Raw genomic sequence first — 18,322 nt, 5'->3', positions numbered from 1 at the left:
ATTCCTGTGATCCTTATCTGTCAGCAGCCAGTTTGCCTAGCCATCTTTTGATTTCTTCTGTCAAAAGGGTAGGATCCATGCGCCAGGTCCAATTCCCCTCTGCGGTACCGGGGGTATTCATTCTGTGTTCTTTCCCCAGCCGCAAGAGATCCTGCAGGGGGATGATCACCCAGGCGGCATCGCTTTGATAGAGTTCTTCAATAATGGCGGGCACAGAGCAGTCCTCCTTCTGGTCCTGGCACCATCCGGCCAAGGTATCATTATCGTGGGTACCTGTGTAATAAACAATATTTTTGTAGACTTTGTCTGTCTTTTCGGTAACAGGCTCCCTGTACTCTGACTCTGAATCCGCTGTCTCCAAAGTTGACCTTTTCTTCGGCTCCCTATCAACCATCTCCTGATGGGAAAACTGATATACCAACATGCCGGGAAAGCCGCATAAATGCTTTAGATTATGAACCTCTGGGGTAATGACACCTAAATCTTCTGCAATAAAAGGCAACTCTCCCAGTTCATTATGCAAAGCTTCAAAGAATCCCAGCCCCGGTCCCTTATACCAAAAACCGGATGCTGCTGTTTTTTCTCCCCCAGGCACCGCCCAATATCCTTCAAACCCCCGGAAATGATCGAGGCGGAAATAATCATAGAGACGAATGCTATGTCTGATCCTTGCTATCCACCAGGCATAGTCCTCCCGGGCCATTTCATCCCATCGATAAATCGGGTTGCCCCATAGTTGTCCTTCGGGAGAAAAATAATCCGGGGGAACACCGGCCATCTTCAGAGGCTGCCCTGCATCATCCAGAGCAAAGAGATGCCGATGGACCCAGGTATCGGCACTGTCATGAGAAACATAGATGGGCAAGTCCCCCAAAATGGAAATCCCTTTTTCCTGACAATAATCTTTTAATTGCTGCCATTGGGTGAAAAAAGTATATTGGAGAAAACAATGATACTCCATATCCCTTACTAATTTTTTGCGATAGTAGGCCAGGGCTTCCTCCTGCCTGTCCCGTATTTCCGGTTCCCATAAATACCAGGGCTGTCCTTTAAAAAACTTTTTCAAAGCGGCATAAAGACAATAGTCCTCCAACCAGTGTTGATGTTCCTGTTGAAAATTTGCGTAGTTTTCCGGCTGAAGATACGCTGAAGGAAGGCTTCTTTTCTTCTTTCTGCTCAATGCCAATTTAAAGCGGCGCAGCGCTTTACGGAAAAGCTTGTCCTTGCAGTCCTCAGCTGAGGAAAAATCTACCTGAAAGTGATGGCCCCGGCTTTCATGAATGTTCTCCAGCCCTTCTGCCACCTCTTCCTGCTTCAGTAATCCTTCTGACACCAAATGTCCGGTATCAATGAAAAGCTCATTTCCCGCAAAAGCGGAAAAACTCTGATAGGGAGAATGACCGAAACCGGGAGGATGAAGGGGCAGAACCTGCCAAATGGTTTGACCTGCCGAGCTCAGAAAATCTGCAAATTGGTACGCTTCCTGACCAAAATCCCCCACCCCCCAAGGGGAAGGTAAGGAAGTGATATGGAGTAAAACACCGCACCCCACGGGTAAAATAAACTCTTCCTTCCTCCCTGCCGGCAATTCCTTGTAATAAATCACCCGTCCGGTAAGAGGCGGAATAAGGAAGGTTTCAGATTGATCGATGGTTGTCCCGGCTAAAAGATCTAATATTAAGGACTGATTCCCTTTTCCGATATCGGCACCAAAGTCTGGTTCTATGGTTCTTTCCTCTGAAAGATGGCGATTGACGAGAACAAAAACCCCTTCCCCCTCTCCCCGCAAGGAATAACCGTAGACATCCTGTCCCTGGTAAAATGAGAAAAACTGACATTCCTGAAAAATCGGATATTCCCGGCGCATGCGGATCATACGACGGTACCAGGATAAAAGTTCCTGATCCTCCTTACCCCAGGGATAGGGTCCCCGATTATATGGGTCGGTATAACCCTCCATCCCCGCTTCATCCCCATAATAAACACAAGGAACCCCGGGGAAAGTCATCTGGAGCAGGGAGAGCAGCTTCAATCTTTTCACGCCCAGTTCTTTCTTTGCCGGGGGTAAACGATACCCTTCTTTTTCCCTTTCCGAAAATTCTTCTCCCGAAGGCGCCTCTCCCAGTATGGTTAAGGCTCTTTTCCGGTCATGACTGCCCATGACATTCATGGCCGCCAAAAAATTCTCTCTGGGATAATTTTCGTAAAGACTCATTACTCTGTTATGAACCTGAACAGCCTTAATGGTCCCCAGAAGATAATCCAGAAAGATGCTGCGCAGAGGATAATTCATGGCACTATCCAATTCTTCCCCCCAAAAATACTCCCTCAGCTTGCCGTAACTTACCTTATTGGAAGCATCCTCCCATACCTCTCCGATCAAAACGGCTTCAGGGTCCGTCTCTTTTACCCCTTGACGGAGCTTTTTAACAAATTCGTCCGGCAGTTCATCTACGACATCGAGACGCCAGCCTTTCACGCCCGCATTGATCCAATGGCGCACTACCGAGTCTTTCCCGCCAAAAATAAACTCTTGATAGGAGGGCTCCATCTCATTCACATTGGGTAAATCCTCCACTCCCCACCAGCATTCATATGCTTCATCCTCCGAAATATTATACCAGGAGGCATAGGGAGAATCAGGAGACTGAAATGCACCCTCTTGGTTGAAATAACCGCATTTATCAAAGTAAATACTATTGGCGCCGGTATGACTAAAGACACCATCCAAAATAATGGCAATGCCTCTTTTTCCAGCCTCCTCTACCAAGCGGCGAAAGATCTCTTCATCACCAAACATGCCGTCGATTTTTAAATAGTCTGCCGTATCATATTTATGATTGCTGGCTGCTTCGAAAATAGGGTTAAAGTAGATGATGCTCACACCTAAGCTTTCCAGATAATCTAATTTTTCCAGGACACCGGTCAAATTCCCGCCAAAAAAGTTCCACCTGGTAATCCGCCCCGCCTCATCCTTAAGATAGAAAGGGGTATCATTCCAATCCATTTGGAGTAAGGCCTGTTTCATAGCAATACTCCGGCGGGAGCCGTTCATGGCACCATCATCCGCTCCCTTCCGAAAACGGTCGACAAAAATCTGATACATAACCCCTTCTTTATACCATTTGGGTACTTGATTGGGGATAAAAACAGTAATTTGATAGGCCGGAAGCTCGGTTTTCTTTAAAAGCCCCATGCCCCCCAACCTTTCCTGGTTATTGCCGTAATAATAAACCTGCTGACCGGTTTGGATCCGGAAAGAATACCAGACTAAGCCCGGATCCTCCGGCATTTTAAACCGCACTTCATAGACCCGGCTATAATCATGTAATCCAGCAACCTCTTCCTTCCACTCCATGGGAATCTCCCGGTACTGATCTTCACTTCCCCATAAACGCAAAAAGCAATGATCCGGAAGTTCCCGGGATATGATCTCCATTCTCAACACCAATTCTGTTCCCACGGGGACTGCTCCAAAAGGATGGCGGTAAAAAGATGCATGGGAATCATGATAGACCTTCGGATTTAACATTATTTTCCAACCTTTTCTTTTTATTAGATTCCAGGACTCCCACTTCTATAAGCGGGAGTTCCTATTCTTGCCTCAGGTGGAGTAGATTCCCCCATCTGAAGTCCGATGTTCAGCTTAGCTGAACGAGTTCACATCTTGACCATTAATGCTTCGTACATTTCAAGATATTTTTGGGCAGACAGATCCCAGCTGAAATCGGTTTCCATGGCCCGATGCACCAGACCTTGCCAAGCTACTTGATCCTCATGATACAGTTTTACCGCTTTTTGTACCGTATAAAGGAGTTCATGGGCATTGTAAGGGCCAAAGGTAAAACCATTCCCGGTATCCTTCTTCCCATCATAAGGAATGACACTATCCTTTAATCCCCCTGTTTCCCGTACGATGGGAATGGTCCCATAACGCATGGCTGTCATTTGTGACAATCCACAAGGCTCAAAACGGGAGGGCATGAGAAGCATATCGGCACCGGCGTATATTTTATGGGCCCACTCCTCATGGAATAAAAATTTTATACCCAGCTTTTCCGGATAACGGGCTGCAAAATAACGAAATGTTTCTTCATTTTTATAATCTCCGGTTCCCAGCACCACGATCTGAAGATCCAACTCCATGAGCTCCCTGATGATATGACTGAGGAGATCCAGTCCTTTTTGCTCCACCAGCCGGGAAATAATTGCCAGAACGGGCACCTGATCATTTATGGGCAGGTTAAATAACATTTGGACATGGAGTTTATTTTCCTTTTTCCAATGAGCTTCGGGAGCATGACAAACCAAAGCAGGGTCCAGGCAAGGATCATATTTTTCATAATCAATGCCGTTCAAAATACCACAGAGATCTTCTTTTCTTTGCCGGAGAAAGGCATCTAAACCCTCCCCATAATAGGGATCCAGGATTTCCTCGCTATAAGTAGGACTTACGGTGGTGATCAGATCAGAATAAAGCAAGGCTCCTTTCAGGTAGTTTGCCGCTTCATGAAATTCAAGATTGCGGGCTCCGTTGGAATCCGGACTCAGAGACAGCACATCCTGGAGAATTTCTTTGGCAAAGATCCCCTGATGATGCAAATTATGAATGGTAAAAATCGTTTTCATGCCATAGTAGAAAGGATTGCTGCTATAATATTCTTTTAACATCATGGGGATTAACGCCGTATGCCAATCATTGCAATGAATGATATCCGGGCGGAAATCCGACATGCGAATCAAACTCTCCAGCACCGCCTTGTTAAAAAAGGCAAACCTTTCTCCATCATCGTCATATCCATAAATTCCGGCTCTTTTAAAATAATATTCATTATCAATAAAATAATAATGTACCCCTTCATAAATAAGTTCCCATAATCCGCAATATTGTCTGCGCCAGGCCAAATCAACATTGAAGCTAATCACATAGCGCATTTCCTTTAAAAAAGATTGGGGGATAGAGCTATATTTAGGCATAATGACACGCAGCAGTCCGTTTTGTTTATTAATAGCTCTGGGCAATGAGCCGCCCACATCTCCCAGTCCTCCGGTTTTTATAAAAGGATCCGCTTCAGCAATAGCAAAAAGTACTTTCATATCTAAATCTCCTTCCTCCCTTATTCTAAATACAGCTTTTATTTATATTGAAGCAGAATTTAAGATCCAACGAGATGCATTTTAAAGAATCCCGTTACTGGACATACTTATTTATACGCATGCTTTATCTGATTGATGCCTGATTGTTCTTGCGGACCGGGTATTTCATTTTGGTAAGGCACATGCCAGATATCATCTGCATATTCTTTAATAGCGCGATCACTGGAAAAAACTCCGCCCTTCCCGATATTAACCAAACAGGAACTGGCCCAGGACAGCTTATGTTGATACCATAAATTTACTTTCTGCCAGGTGTCGGTATAGGAGCGAAAATCCTTTAACACAAAGTATTGATCGTTATCCCGCAATAAGGATTCATAGATACCGGCGAATTCGTTGCTTGATCCCAGGCTGCCGTCTACCAATTGATCAACAACCCTTTTCAAACGAGGGAAATTCTGATATTCTTCCCAGGATTTATAGCCCCCCATTGGTAGTAATTCATCACCTCATTGGCTTTTAAACCAAAAATCGCGATGTTCTCATCCCCCACGGCCCGTCTGATTTCCACATTGGCACCGTCTAAGGTTCCCAAGGTAATGGCACCGTTTAACATAAATTTCATGTTGCCCGTTCCGGAAGCTTCCTGACTAGCCGTAGAAATCTGTTCACTAATGTCCGCCGCAGGATAAATCATTTCCGCCAGGCTGACATTAAAATTCTCCAGGAAAATCACCTTCATTTTACCCCCCAAAGCCGGGTCGGTATTAATTCTCTGAGCCATGGTAGTGATTAATTTGATAATGCTTTTCGCATATTGGTAACCGGGTGCGACTTTACCGCCAAAGATAAAGGTAGTAGGATATATATCCATGCTGGGATCCTCTCTCCAACGATTATAAAGATCCATAATTTTAAGAATATTTAAAAGCTGACGTTTATATGCATGGATTCTTTTTACCTGAATATCAAAAATCGAGGAAGGATCCACCTGGATATTCATTTTATCATTGATATAATTAGCCAAACGACATTTGTTGTGGTATTTCACATCTGCTAATTTTTCCAGAAATGCAGTGTCCGATGTATAAGGCAACAACTTTTCCAAGGATTCGCTTTGCCGGATCCAGTCCTCTCCAATGCTCTCACTGATTAACCTGGACAGATCCGGGTTGGCTTCCAATAAAAATCTCCGGTGACTGACCCCATTGGTTTTATTGTTGAATTTATAGGGATAGATGGTATAAAAATCCTTAAGTACCTGGGTTTTCAGAATCTTCGTATGCAGCTCCGCCACCCCGTTAACGGAATTGCTGCCGATCACCGCCAGATGTGCCATATGGATCTGCCCGTCCCGAATAATGGCTGTGTGTTCAATCAGATCTCTTTTTTCCGGATGCATATGATGCATCTCTTCCCGGTACCTGCGGTCAATTTCTTCAATAATCATATAAATGCGGGGACATTGGGATTTCATAATCTCCACCGGCCATTTTTCCAAGGCCTCGGGCAGAATGGTATGATTGGTAAATGAAATGGTATTGACTGTGATGTTCCAGGCCTCGTCCCAGCCTAAATCCTCTTCATCCATAAAAATACGCATCAACTCGGGCACACACAGGGCAGGATGGGTATCATTGATATGAATGGCAACTTTACGGGCAAAACCGGAAAAAGAGTTGTTTTTCTTTTTAAAATAACGAATGATCGTGCTTAAACCGGCAGCAGTGAAAAAATATTCCTGTCTTAAGCGCAATTCCCGTCCGGCATGACTGCTGTCTTCAGGATAGAGGATGTAAGAAATGGCTTCTACTTCAGAACGGTAAGCAACTGCCTTGCTGTAGTCCCCCTGATTAAAACTGACCCAGTCAAGATCATCCTTGATCGGCTCGGCACTCCACAGCCTCAGGTTATTGATCCGATTCAAGTTGCCATAGCCCAGCATCGGAATGTCATAGGGCACCGCCAGCACCGGCTCATAGTCTTCATGGAAAAATGTCAGTTTACCTTTAATACTTTCTGTCCTGACATGGCCTTTGAATTTCACCACCACTGTGTTATCCGACTTTCTCATTTCCCAGGGATATTCGTTTTTTAACCAGTTATCCGGCAGTTCCACCTGAAAACCATTCACAATTTTTTGTTGAAAAAGTCCATATTTATAGCGGATGCCATTGCCCTGACCGGGGATGCCTAAAAAAGCCATAGAATCCAGATAACAAGCAGACAGACGTCCCAGGCCTCCATTGCCCAATGCTGCATCATTTTCTTCTGCTATCAGGTCTTCCAAATCAATGCCCAGTTCCTCCAGGCCTTCCTGGACCACATTTTTAATGCCCAAATTAATCAGATAATAAGATAATAGTTTACCAATCAAAAATTCCAAGGAAAAATAATAAACCTGCTTTTCCTGATCCGGCGAAGAGTCGTTCATTGATTCCGCCGCCTGGCTGATTTTCATTTTTTCTTTGATTAAGACCACCAAGGCACGATATTTTTCCCAAGATGTTCCCGTATTCGGCATCGATCCTTGAATCTCAATAAACTTTTCTACGTAGGCCTTTTTAAAACTGTCTTTAAGCCAAATCATTTCTTCCCCTCCCAACATATCCCTCCAAAATTACCCGGCAACCAATCTGATGATGATGCCGCCTAAAGGCGGTAGTTTCATTTCGATGGAAAAAGGCTGCCCGTGGTAGGGAATTTTCTCTCCAAGAACGGAGTCTCGATTCACTTGATCTGAGCCGCCAAAGCATGATGCATCTGTATTAAAAATTTCTTGATAAACACCTGAAACCGGCACCCCCAGCCGATAATTAGGATAATAATCAGGTTGGAAATTCAACACCACCAGTAAAAAATTCCCCTGCTGATCCCGGCGCATAAATGCCAGCACGCTTTGTTGATTATTATTCACATCCAGCCAACTAAATCCCTCCCAGGAATAGTCCAATTCCCACAGGCTTTTCTCCCGCAGATACAAATGGTTGATTTCTTTGACGAAGTATTGCAGTTTACGGTGCATTTCATAATCGGTCAAAAACCACTCCAGGGATTCTGCTTCCCGCCATTCAATAAACTGGCCAAATTCTCCCCCCATAAAAAGTAATTTCTTTCCCGGATGGCAGATTTGGTAGCAAAGAAGCAAACGTAATCCGGCAAATTTGCGCCAATAGTCTCCGGGCATTTTATCCAACAGGGACCTTTTCCCGTGCACCACCTCATCATGGGAAAAGGGCAGAATAAATTCCTCGGAAAAGGCATACAGCAAAGAGAAGGTCAGTAAATGATGGTGATCACAGCGCCGGTCAAAATAGGTCTCCATATACTTCAACGTGTCATTCATCCAACCCATGTTCCACTTATAATTAAAGCCCAAGCCACCTTCATAGGGAGGTTTGGTGACCATCGGCCAATCCGTGGACTCCTCGGCGATCATTAAAGCCCCCGGAAAATAATGAAAAACCACCTGATTCAGCTTGCGCAGGAAATCAATGGCGTGCAGATCTTCTCTTCCGCCATAAATATTGGGCGTCCAGTTACGTTCTCCTTTGCCGAAATTTAAGAGGAGCATACTGGTAACCCCATCCACCCGCAGTCCATCCACATGATACTCTGCAAACCAGAATACGGCATTGCCAATGAGAAAACTCCATACTTCCGTGCGGGAAAAATTGAATTTATAGGTGCCCCATTGATCATGTTCTTCCCCTTCAAAAAGGGGTTTACCGTCAAAGCGTCCTAATCCATGGGCATCTTTACAAAAGTGACCCGGCACCCAATCCATAATCACACCCAGCCCGGCCTGATGACAGCAGTCGATGAAATACATCAAATCGTGGGGAGTGCCGTAACGGCTGGTGGCGGCGTAGTAACTGGTAACCTGGTAGCCCCAGGAGCGATCCAAAGGGTGTTCCATTAAAGGCAAAAGTTCGATATGGGTATATCCCATTTCCTGCACGTAGGGTACCAGTTGCTCCGCCAATTCCCGGTAATTCAAAAAGGATCCGTCCGGATGCTGCCGCCAGGAACCCAAGTGAACCTCATAAATACTTAGGGGCTGTTCCCTGACAGCTTGCTCTCTTCTTTTTTTCATCCAATCAGCATCACCCCATATATACCCGGAAAGATCATAGACAACAGAAGCCGTTTTAGGACGGACTTCACAATGAAAGGCCCAAGGATCTGTTTTTAAGATCGTGCTTCCAGCTGCCGTGAGAATCTCATACTTGTAGATCTCTCCAATTTTTAAATGAGGGATAAAAAGGGTCCAAACCCCGGTTTCTCCTTGTTTTTTCATGGGGTGATCAGCCCCGCGCCAACGGTTAAAATCCCCCACTACCCGGACCCGCTGCGCATGGGGAGCCCAGATGGCAAAGTGAACGCCCCAAATATGATTGACCTTTACTCTATGACTGCCAAATTTTAGATAAGAATGGTAATAGGTTCCTTCGTTAAATAAGAAAATCTCTTCCGGCGACAAGAATCGCTCCCTCTCCATATCAACACCACCCCAAACTTATTTCCATTCATGTTTCCATTAATATCCTAGATAGTGCTATTATAACATCATCTTTCCCAGGATAAAAGTCTCAGGATTCCCTCGAAAATTTGTTTAACAGTATGCGAATAAGCAAAATCGGTGGAACCCGGCATCAGTAAAGAGTTTTCATCCTTTACTTAAGTATCTTAACAAGTTTTTCAGGAAACTTTTACATAATTTAAAATTCTTTTAACAGCAAAAGAAAACTATCCACTTTTCATGGATAGTCATACTTACATTAAAAAGCATTAAGCCTCAGGCAGCTCAGCAAGTTTATTTTTTAATAAGGTAATCAATTTTACCGGACTGGGATCAATTCCGTACAGCAAGGCTAAATAAGCGCTGGTACAGTCCCCCAAATAGGTGAGAGCGAACATCCGGGCCAAGGGATTTTTGCCGTCACCCCAAACTTCGCTAATCCCTCCTACTCTTTCCCCAATGATCTCCTTAGTGATGTCGAACCTTTTTTGCACCCGGGGATGATCGTCCTCGGTACGCAGAAAGACCACTTCCAGCTCTCGAAGGAATTTTTCCGGTACTTCCGTACCGACAATTTCGTTATGGTTTAATTCCGGCAGAACATTGAAATAGGCCAGGGCTTTACTATTTTCATTAATTTGCCCTTTCCAGCGCATGGCTACCGTTTCTGTTGTCCCGGCCACGCCCCAAATTACCGGTATCTTGTTATAAAAGCGCAGAGCCAGTTGTTTGGCCGGATTATTTTCTGTAGGAACCTGGGCACTTATCGCCTTGCTTAAATCCGCCAGACCTGCAATCGTTTCCTCAATTTCAGCTGCGATATCAGAGAGAAGTGATAACTTTTCCAAAACAACCAAAAGGGGCAGGAACAGATATCCGGTGGCCGCTCTGGGCTGCAGCCCGCTGGGGATCAGAATAAGGGGAATCCCATCCTTTTTTGCCCTTTCTGCCAATTGGCCGCCGCTGGTTAAAGCGACGATGGGTGCCTTTTTTAATTTGGCCTCTTCATAAGCACTTAAGGTCTCCTCTGTATTTCCGGAATAACTCACGGCCAGCACCAGGGTCTGTTCATTAACAAAGGATGGCAGATTATAGTCTCGATTCACCAAAATGGGCAGGGTACATTTTCGATATCCGTAAACCCGGAGAAAATCTCCTCCGATAGCAGAGCCCCCCAAGCCGGTAACCAGAATATTTTTAAAATCAGCAGCAAAGGAAATGTTCACTGCCCGTGCCCGCTGCATGGCATCCTGGCATTGAGTGGGTAAGCCAGATAAGGCTTCCAGCATATTTTCCGGATCACCTTTTTTTAATTGATCCAATTTATCTAAATTAATTTCATGATGCATACTTAGTTCTCCCTCCGTTATCTTTAAGCTTGTTCCAGTATTCCAATTATATCAAGTTATTGGTATAATTGCTATCGAAAAATGTCAATACCATCCATAATATTTTTATGGCAAAAGTTACTCGGAGAGAACAAATTGCTCTATGGCTTGAGCTACCCCATCTTCCCGATTGGAAGAGGTAACAAAATCAGCTTCTTTTTTCAATTCTTCCCGCCCATTTTCCATGGCCACAGCCAAACCGGCGGAACGTAATAAGGATAAGTCATTAAAATTGTCCCCGAAAGCCATAATTTCTTCCTGCTTGATGTTTAAGATCTGACTTAAGACCTGAATCCCATTCCCTTTAGTGGCTTGGGGATGAGTAAATTCCAGGAAATGGGGGGTGGATTTTGTAATATAAGCCTGATCGCCAAACTGCTCCTTCAACTCTCCCCAAAGACGCAGCAACCGTTCTTCTTCACCAATATAAATCACCTTCGTGGGAGGCTGTTCCAAAAAACTCTGTAAGTGATCCACCTTGGTATAGGGTACCCGCACCATACGGCTATAATCTTGCACCGCTTCCGTCTCCCGATGGACATAGATCTCGTCATCCACATAAACGTTGACGCTTAGATGCTCTTGGTCCCCAATGGTAATGATTTCCTTAGCCAGATCCACCGGCAGAGGACGATGGCGAATTACCTCCTGGGTATGGGATGTTTTGATCAAAGCCCCCTCATAAGTTATCAAAGGTAAATCAAGATTTAATTCTTGGGCAAAAGGCAAAGCGGAGCGATACATGCGGCCGGTGGCAAAGGTGAAAAGCACCCCTTTTTTTTCCGCGCGCCGGATCGCTTCCTTGGTCCGTTCTGAAATACCACCATGTTCATCTAATAAAGTCCCATCCAGGTCGGATGCAATCAATTTAATCGTCATCATTTTTCTCCTTCATTTTTTTAAAGAAAAGGTACACATCGGCGGCAGATTTTCGGTTCATGCCTTCCACCATTGATAATTCTTCCGCGGAAGCCTGGGCAATTCTTTCCACAGAGCCGTAAGCTTTAAGCAAAGCTTTTCTCCGGGCAGGCCCGATCCCGGGAATTTCATCCAAGACGGATTTTACTTGTTCCTTGGAGCGCAGCTTGCGATGATAGGTAATGGCAAAGCGGTGGGCTTCATTGCGTACCCGCTGGATTAAATAATAGGCTGGGCTGTTGGCTGCCAAAATAATTGGTTCACTTTCTTCCGGCCGGAAAAGATGTTCAAATTCTTTCGCCAACCCAAAAACAGGCAATGATAAAGCAAACTGATCCAAAATTTCTTTCACAGCGGAAAGCTGCCCCTTGCCCCCATCGATAATCATCAGATCAGGAAAGTCGGCAAATTTTGCTTCCTTAAGGGGGAGGCCTGCTTCTCTGATTTCCCTTCTCTCATCCAAGCCTCGCTGAATGCGGCGTCTTAAAACCTCCTGGAGGGAGGCAAAATCATTAGGGCCTTCCACCGTCTTTATCTTAAACCTGCGATACTCTGCCGGGCAGGGTTCTCCTCCGATAAAAACGATCATGGAACCCACGGAGTTGGTACCCTGGGTATTGGAGATATCATAGCACTCAATACGGTGGGGTGTCTGGGGTAAATGCAGTTCCTTACGCAGCTGCTCCAAAGCTGCCCCTGCTTCCTCCTTGCGCTGACTTTGCAGGGAATAATGCTGATCCAGTTTAATCTGGGCATTTTTAATTACCAGATCCAAAAGCCGTTTTTTATCCCCCCGTTGGGCCTGGTGCATGTGCACCTTAAAACCCCGCTTCATGGTCAGCCACTCTTCCAGCAAAGCCTGATCAGGAAGGGGGCTTTGAATCACGATTTCACCGGGTATTTCTTCGGCATGTTCATAATATTGCTGTAAAAAAGCGCCTAATAAGGAGTCCACCTGATCATGCTCCACATTGGTCAGAAAAAAATGATCCCGGCCCATGACCTTGCCCCCTCGGACAAAAAAGATCACCGCCGATGCTAAATCCCTCCCGGTGGCCAAACCCACCACATCCCGATCTTCTGAATTCTTGTTTTCCACCTTTTGCTTTTCCACTACTTGCCGTACCGCTTGAATTTGATCCCTGTAGCGGGCCGCCTCTTCAAAATTCAGATCTTCCGATGCTTGTTTCATCTTCTTTTCCAAATCCTTGATCACCTCCAAGCGCCGCCCTTCCAAGAACAGGATCACCTGATCAACCATGGCCCGGTAATTTTCCGGTGAAATTTTCCCGGCACAAGGAGAGGCACATTTCCCAATGTGGGCATTTAAACAAGCCCTGGTTTTGGGATCCACCTTCTCCTTGCGGCAGGAGCGCAGGGGAAAAATATCTTTAATTATTTTTAAGGTTTCATGCATCGCAGTACTGTTAGTATAGGGACCAAAATATTTCCCTTTGTCCGATTTCATCGACCGCACCACCAAAACCCGGGGGAAAGACTCATCCATGGTAATCTTGATGTAAGGATAATGTTTGTCATCCCTTAAGCGGATATTATATTTGGGACGGTGCTGCTTAATTAAATTACATTCCAAAACAAGTGCTTCCATGGGCGAGTCCACCACAATGGTTTCCAGGTCATGAATCTTTTTGATCAGTGAAAGCTCTTTAGGGGTATGGTGTTTACTGTTTTGAAAATAGGACCGCACCCGCTGTTTGAGGGAAGTAGCCTTGCCCACATAGATAATCTTCCCCTGATCATCTTTCATCAGGTACACGCCGGGTTTATCCGGTAATACTGTCAATTGGGCAGTTAAGTCCATATCGTTCACGCTCCAGTATCTTCCTGATAAATTGCCCCGTATAAGATCCCGCCGTTTTGGCCACCTCTTCCGGGGTACCGGTGGCAACAACTAAACCTCCCCGGTCGCCCCCTTCCGGTCCCAAATCAATGAGATAGTCCGCCGTTTTGATCACATCCAGATTGTGCTCAATCACCAAAACCGTATCTCCCGCCTCCACCAGGCGATTTAATACCTCCAAAAGACGATGAATATCGGCCACGTGGAGACCGGTAGTGGGCTCATCTAAAATATAAAAGGTGCGGCCATTGCTCCTGCGGCTCAATTCCGTCGCCAGCTTCACCCTTTGTGCTTCTCCCCCGGAAAGAGTGGTAGCCGGCTGACCCATCCTGATATAGCCCAAACCCACATCCTGAAGGGTTTTGATCTTGCGATAAATTTTAGGTATATTTTGAAAAAACTCAGTCGCTTCATCCACCGTCATATCCAGCACATCGGCAATATTTTTCCCTTTGTAACGAACATCTAGAGTCTCCCGATTATAACGCTTCCCTTTACAGACCTCACAGGGGACATAAACATCGGGCAGAAAATGCATTTCAATTTTAAGAATACCGTCCCCCTGGCAAGCCTCACAACGGCCTCCTTTAACATTAAAGCTGAAGCGCCCTCGTTGATAACCTCGCATCTTTGCTTCCGGTGTCTGGGAAAAAAGCTCCCGAATAGCATCAAAAACACCGGTATAGGTGGCGGGGTTGGAGCGGGGAGTGCGTCCAATGGCAGCTTGGTCAATGTTAATCACCTTTTCCAGATGTTCCAAGCCGCGGATTTCCCGATGAGCCCCGGGCAAATCCCGGGCTCCGTTCAAACGATGAGCCAGATCCTTATGCAAAATCTCATTGATTAAGGTGCTTTTCCCTGACCCGGAAACTCCGGTCACCCCTACAAAAACACCTAAAGGAATGGATACATCGATATCTTTTAAATTATGCTCCCTGGCACCCACAATTTCCAGCCATTTTCCGTTGGGGGTGCGGCGCACCAAAGGAAGGGGGATGCTTTTTTGTCCGCTTAAATACTGACCTGTAATGGAGTTTTTGGCAGCCAATATTTCCGGCAGGGGACCGGCTGCCATGACCTGGCCTCCATGGGCACCGGCGCCGGGACCGATATCCAGAATATAGTCAGCTTCCCGCATCGTTTCTTCATCGTGCTCCACCACCAGCACCGTATTACCCAGATCACGCAAATTTTTCAGGGTTTCAATTAAACGGGCATTATCCCTTTGATGCAAGCCGATGCTTGGTTCATCCAGGATATATAAAACCCCCATCAGGCTGGAGCCAATCTGGGTGGCCAGTCTGATGCGCTGTGCTTCCCCGCCGGATAAGGTCCCGGCCATTCTGCTCAGCGTCAGATAATCTAAGCCCACATTGATCAGGAAATTAAGGCGCTCCTTAATTTCTTTTAAAACCTGGCGCGCAATCATGGTTTCTCTTGGTGTCAGGGATAAATTTTGAAAGAATTCCCTGGCCTCTATTATGGAATAATTGGTCACCTGATAAATGTTTTTCTCCCCCACCAATACCGCCAAACTCTCAGGACGGAGGCGGGCCCCATGGCATTTAGTACAAGGTATCTGGGACATATACCGTTCGATTTCATCCCGAATATAGCCGGAGTTGGTTTCCCTGTGGCGCCGGGAAAAATTATTGACAATGCCCTCCCAGGCCACATGATAAACCTGACTGCCCCGCTCCGGATGATCATAGTGCACCTTGATTTTCTCTCCGGCGGTGCCATAAAGAATATAATTCAATGCTTCCTCGGATAAGTCCTTGATGGGTGTATCCATGCTGAAACCGAAATGCTCGGCGACAGCCTCGATGACTCGATAGTACCAGCCCTGGGTATTGCTGCTCCATCTGGCAATGGCTCCTTCCCGAATGGAAAGATTGCGATCCGGAATAAGCAGATCCACATCGATTTGGATGGTATGCCCCAACCCGTCACAAGCGGGACACGCCCCATATGGATTATTAAAGGAGAACATGCGGGGTGTAATTTCCTCCAAACTGATCCCGCAATCAACACAGGCAAAGTTTTGACTGAAAAGCAGCTCATTCTGTCCCATAACATCAACCATCACCAGCCCGTCTCCCAACCCCAAAGCCAGTTCCAATGAATCCGCCATTCTATTTTCGATACCCGGCTTAGTTTTAATACGATCAATGACAACCTCGATGGTATGCTTTTTATTCTTCTCCAGCTTAAACTCTTCTTCCAGGTCGAAGATCTCTCCATCTACACGCACCCGGACATAGCCCGCTTTTTTGACTTCTTCAAATACCTTGACATGTTCTCCTTTGCGGCCCCGTACCAAGGGAGCCAAAATCTGCAGCTTGGTTCCCTCCTCATATTCCATGAGCATATCCACCATCTGATCCACGGTTTGCTGAGTGATGGCCTTGCCGCATTTGGGGCAATGGGGGTGCCCAATGCGGGCAAAAAGGAGACGCATATAATCATAAATCTCCGTCACTGTCCCCACTGTGGAACGGGGATTCCGTCCTGTGGTTTTCTGATCTATGGAAATGGCAGGAGAAAGACCTTCAATGTAGTCCACATCCGGTTTCTCCATTTGCCCCAAAAATTGACGGGCATAAGAGGAAAGGGACTCCACATACCTTCTCTGGCCTTCGGCATAGATGGTATCGAAGGCCAGGGAAGATTTCCCTGAACCGCTTAATCCGGTAATGACCACCAGCTTGTCTCGGGGAATTTCCACATCTATATTTTTTAAATTATGCTCCCTAGCACCTTTAACAATAATTTTATCTTTAGCCATAAATACTCCTTCTATTTTGATCTGATCAACGATCTATGATAAGCAATCTAAGCACTTGATTCTTTTCTCCGGCCAGAATCCCCTTCACCCAACGCTCAAGAGCCTGAGGTTAATCCCCTAAAGTCACTCATGATTCTGACCCCACTTTACAACATACTCTATACTTTTATTATACCATATCCCACAAGGTTAAGGTGGGACAAGGGTGGGACAAGGGTGGGACAAGGGGACAGGTACCTTGTCCCACTAGTTGCAAGGGAAATGAACATCAGCCAACAGTCGGTGAAGGACGAACCACGGGGACGGCTCTTCTGGTTCGTCGCTCTATGCTTTTGAAACTATACCCCTACTTATACCCGTTAATCTTGCAATTTGCCTTGTAGAAAGTCCTTCTTCCTTTAAAAATTTCAAATATCTATCCCGTTGATCCTTTTCTACAGATTGGATTTCACTGCAATGATTTACTCGGCATTTCTGTTTAATAATCTCTACGGCTATTTTATCCGTTAATCTTTTATTTTCACTAACATCCAAACAAAGATCGTCGCTGCTTATCTGATGAGATGTCTTAAAACTTTCTAATGCTTTTTCCCTATCACTACTAAATATTCTCAATGCAAAATCTGTATCTACAATTGCCCTCTTACCAACGTATTCATTATAACTGCTCCAATTATAATTTGCAGCATCAGCTGCTATTCCTGCTTTTACCGGGTTTTGGTGTATATATCTTAATACAGTTAAAAAATAGCTCTCATCTTCCACCACTTCACTTTTATATCTATCCTGAAATAAATGCCCGTACCGATTATATTTTAGATTATACCAGTACACGTAACTTGCTCCTATGCGGCGCATTATTATTTCCAGAGCTTCTTCTTCTTCCTTAATCAGCAGGTGAATATGATTTCCCATTAAGCAATATCCATATATTTTATAGCCGTTTTTTTCCTGATATTTTTTTAGCGTTTCCAGAAAAATTAATGAGTCTTCTTCCTCTTCAAAGATGGTTTGCTTATTGATACCCCTCATTACGATATGATATATACCGCTTTTACTCTTTATTCTTCCAGTCCTTGGCATTATTCAATCACCCCAAAATATCTTATCATACAAGGAATTTTGCTGTAAACCGCACGAACCGTCCCCGTGGTCTGCCCCCATGGTCTGCATATTCATATTTTTAATTCCCCCGAATTCGGGGGAATTAAAATTTATTTATATGATAACCAAATTTAAATTTAAAAATATTAGCTCTTTATTAGGCTAAATTCAAAGCATCACAGTTATCTAATTAACTTCCCGGGAGTTTGATCTTCCAATATCATCATTTGCTGGATGGCTATTTTATTTAATCTTACCAATCGGTCACTTTGACTAATTCCATCATTAATTAAAACGGCATTAATATTCTCCATATTGGATAAACATATAAGTTCATTAATAGAAGCGTAATCTCTAATATTTCCCTTTTTATCTGGATTTGCTTCCCTCCATTGCTTTGCTGTTTTCCCAAATAATGCTACATTTAATACATCCGCTTCATTAGCATATACAAGCGATATCTGTTGTTTCGTTAGTTCCTCAGGAATAAGATTTTGTTTAATGGCATCAGTATGTATATGATAATTAATTTTAGCTAATTCTCTTTTAGCATTCCATCCCAGCTGTTTTTGTTCTTCCTCTTTTAATCTTTGAAATTCTTTAAGTAGGTACAGCTTGGGGGGGGACAAGGGGACAGGTACCTT

9 protein-coding genes and 1 pseudogene are annotated in these 18,322 nt (G+C 44.9%); all 10 read right to left on the bottom strand.

Annotated features, from left to right (window positions below; translation table 11 throughout):
• Positions 1 to 13: 13 nt before the first annotated feature.
• Positions 14 to 3,532 carry a bifunctional glycogen debranching protein GlgX/4-alpha-glucanotransferase gene (locus tag CEQ75_RS05045; protein ID WP_089609364.1) on the bottom strand — a complete coding sequence of 1,173 codons (3,519 nt, stop codon included), beginning with the start codon at positions 3,530 to 3,532 and terminating at the stop codon, positions 14 to 16.
• A 128-nt stretch (positions 3,533 to 3,660) separates the two neighbouring features.
• Entirely contained in the window at positions 3,661 to 5,097 is a 1,437-nt protein-coding gene (gene glgA / locus CEQ75_RS05040; RefSeq protein ID WP_089609363.1) for a glycogen synthase GlgA, read from the bottom strand.
• A 107-nt stretch (positions 5,098 to 5,204) separates the two neighbouring features.
• Positions 5,205 to 7,687 (bottom strand): annotated as a pseudogene (locus tag CEQ75_RS05035) (glycogen/starch/alpha-glucan phosphorylase).
• Between the two features lie 30 nt (positions 7,688 to 7,717).
• Positions 7,718 to 9,598, bottom strand: coding sequence for a 1,4-alpha-glucan branching protein GlgB (gene glgB, locus CEQ75_RS05030; RefSeq protein WP_089609362.1), 1,881 nt, complete (start codon positions 9,596 to 9,598; stop codon positions 7,718 to 7,720).
• 290 nt (positions 9,599 to 9,888) lie between these two features.
• Positions 9,889 to 10,968 carry a bifunctional phosphoglucose/phosphomannose isomerase gene (locus CEQ75_RS05025; RefSeq protein WP_089609361.1) on the bottom strand — a complete coding sequence of 360 codons (1,080 nt, stop codon included), beginning with the start codon at positions 10,966 to 10,968 and terminating at the stop codon, positions 9,889 to 9,891.
• 117 nt (positions 10,969 to 11,085) lie between these two features.
• On the bottom strand, positions 11,086 to 11,889 hold the full coding sequence (locus CEQ75_RS05020; protein WP_089609360.1) for a Cof-type HAD-IIB family hydrolase: 804 nt from the start codon (positions 11,887 to 11,889) through the stop codon (positions 11,086 to 11,088).
• Entirely contained in the window at positions 11,876 to 13,747 is a 1,872-nt protein-coding gene (gene uvrC, locus CEQ75_RS05015) for an excinuclease ABC subunit UvrC (RefSeq protein WP_089609359.1), read from the bottom strand. Before uvrC ends, CEQ75_RS05020 begins: the two co-directional genes overlap by 14 nt.
• Positions 13,710 to 16,574, bottom strand: coding sequence for an excinuclease ABC subunit UvrA (gene uvrA, locus CEQ75_RS05010; protein ID WP_089609358.1), 2,865 nt, complete (start codon positions 16,572 to 16,574; stop codon positions 13,710 to 13,712). Before uvrA ends, uvrC begins: the two co-directional genes overlap by 38 nt.
• 324 nt (positions 16,575 to 16,898) lie before the next feature.
• Positions 16,899 to 17,657: a transposase gene (locus CEQ75_RS05005; protein WP_089609357.1), complete on the bottom strand. Its 759-nt coding sequence runs from the start codon at positions 17,655 to 17,657 to the stop codon at positions 16,899 to 16,901.
• Between the two features lie 203 nt (positions 17,658 to 17,860).
• Positions 17,861 to 18,307, bottom strand: a complete 447-nt coding sequence (locus CEQ75_RS05000; RefSeq protein ID WP_476728651.1) for a hypothetical protein — start codon at positions 18,305 to 18,307, stop codon at positions 17,861 to 17,863.
• Between the last annotated feature and the right edge of the window lie 15 nt (positions 18,308 to 18,322).

Origin of the sequence: Dehalobacterium formicoaceticum (assembly GCF_002224645.1) — a bacterium.
Lineage (GTDB): Bacteria > Bacillota > Dehalobacteriia > Dehalobacteriales > Dehalobacteriaceae > Dehalobacterium > Dehalobacterium formicoaceticum.
Note: the sequence above shows the minus strand (reverse complement) of the source record. Positions and strands in the feature narration are given on the sequence as shown.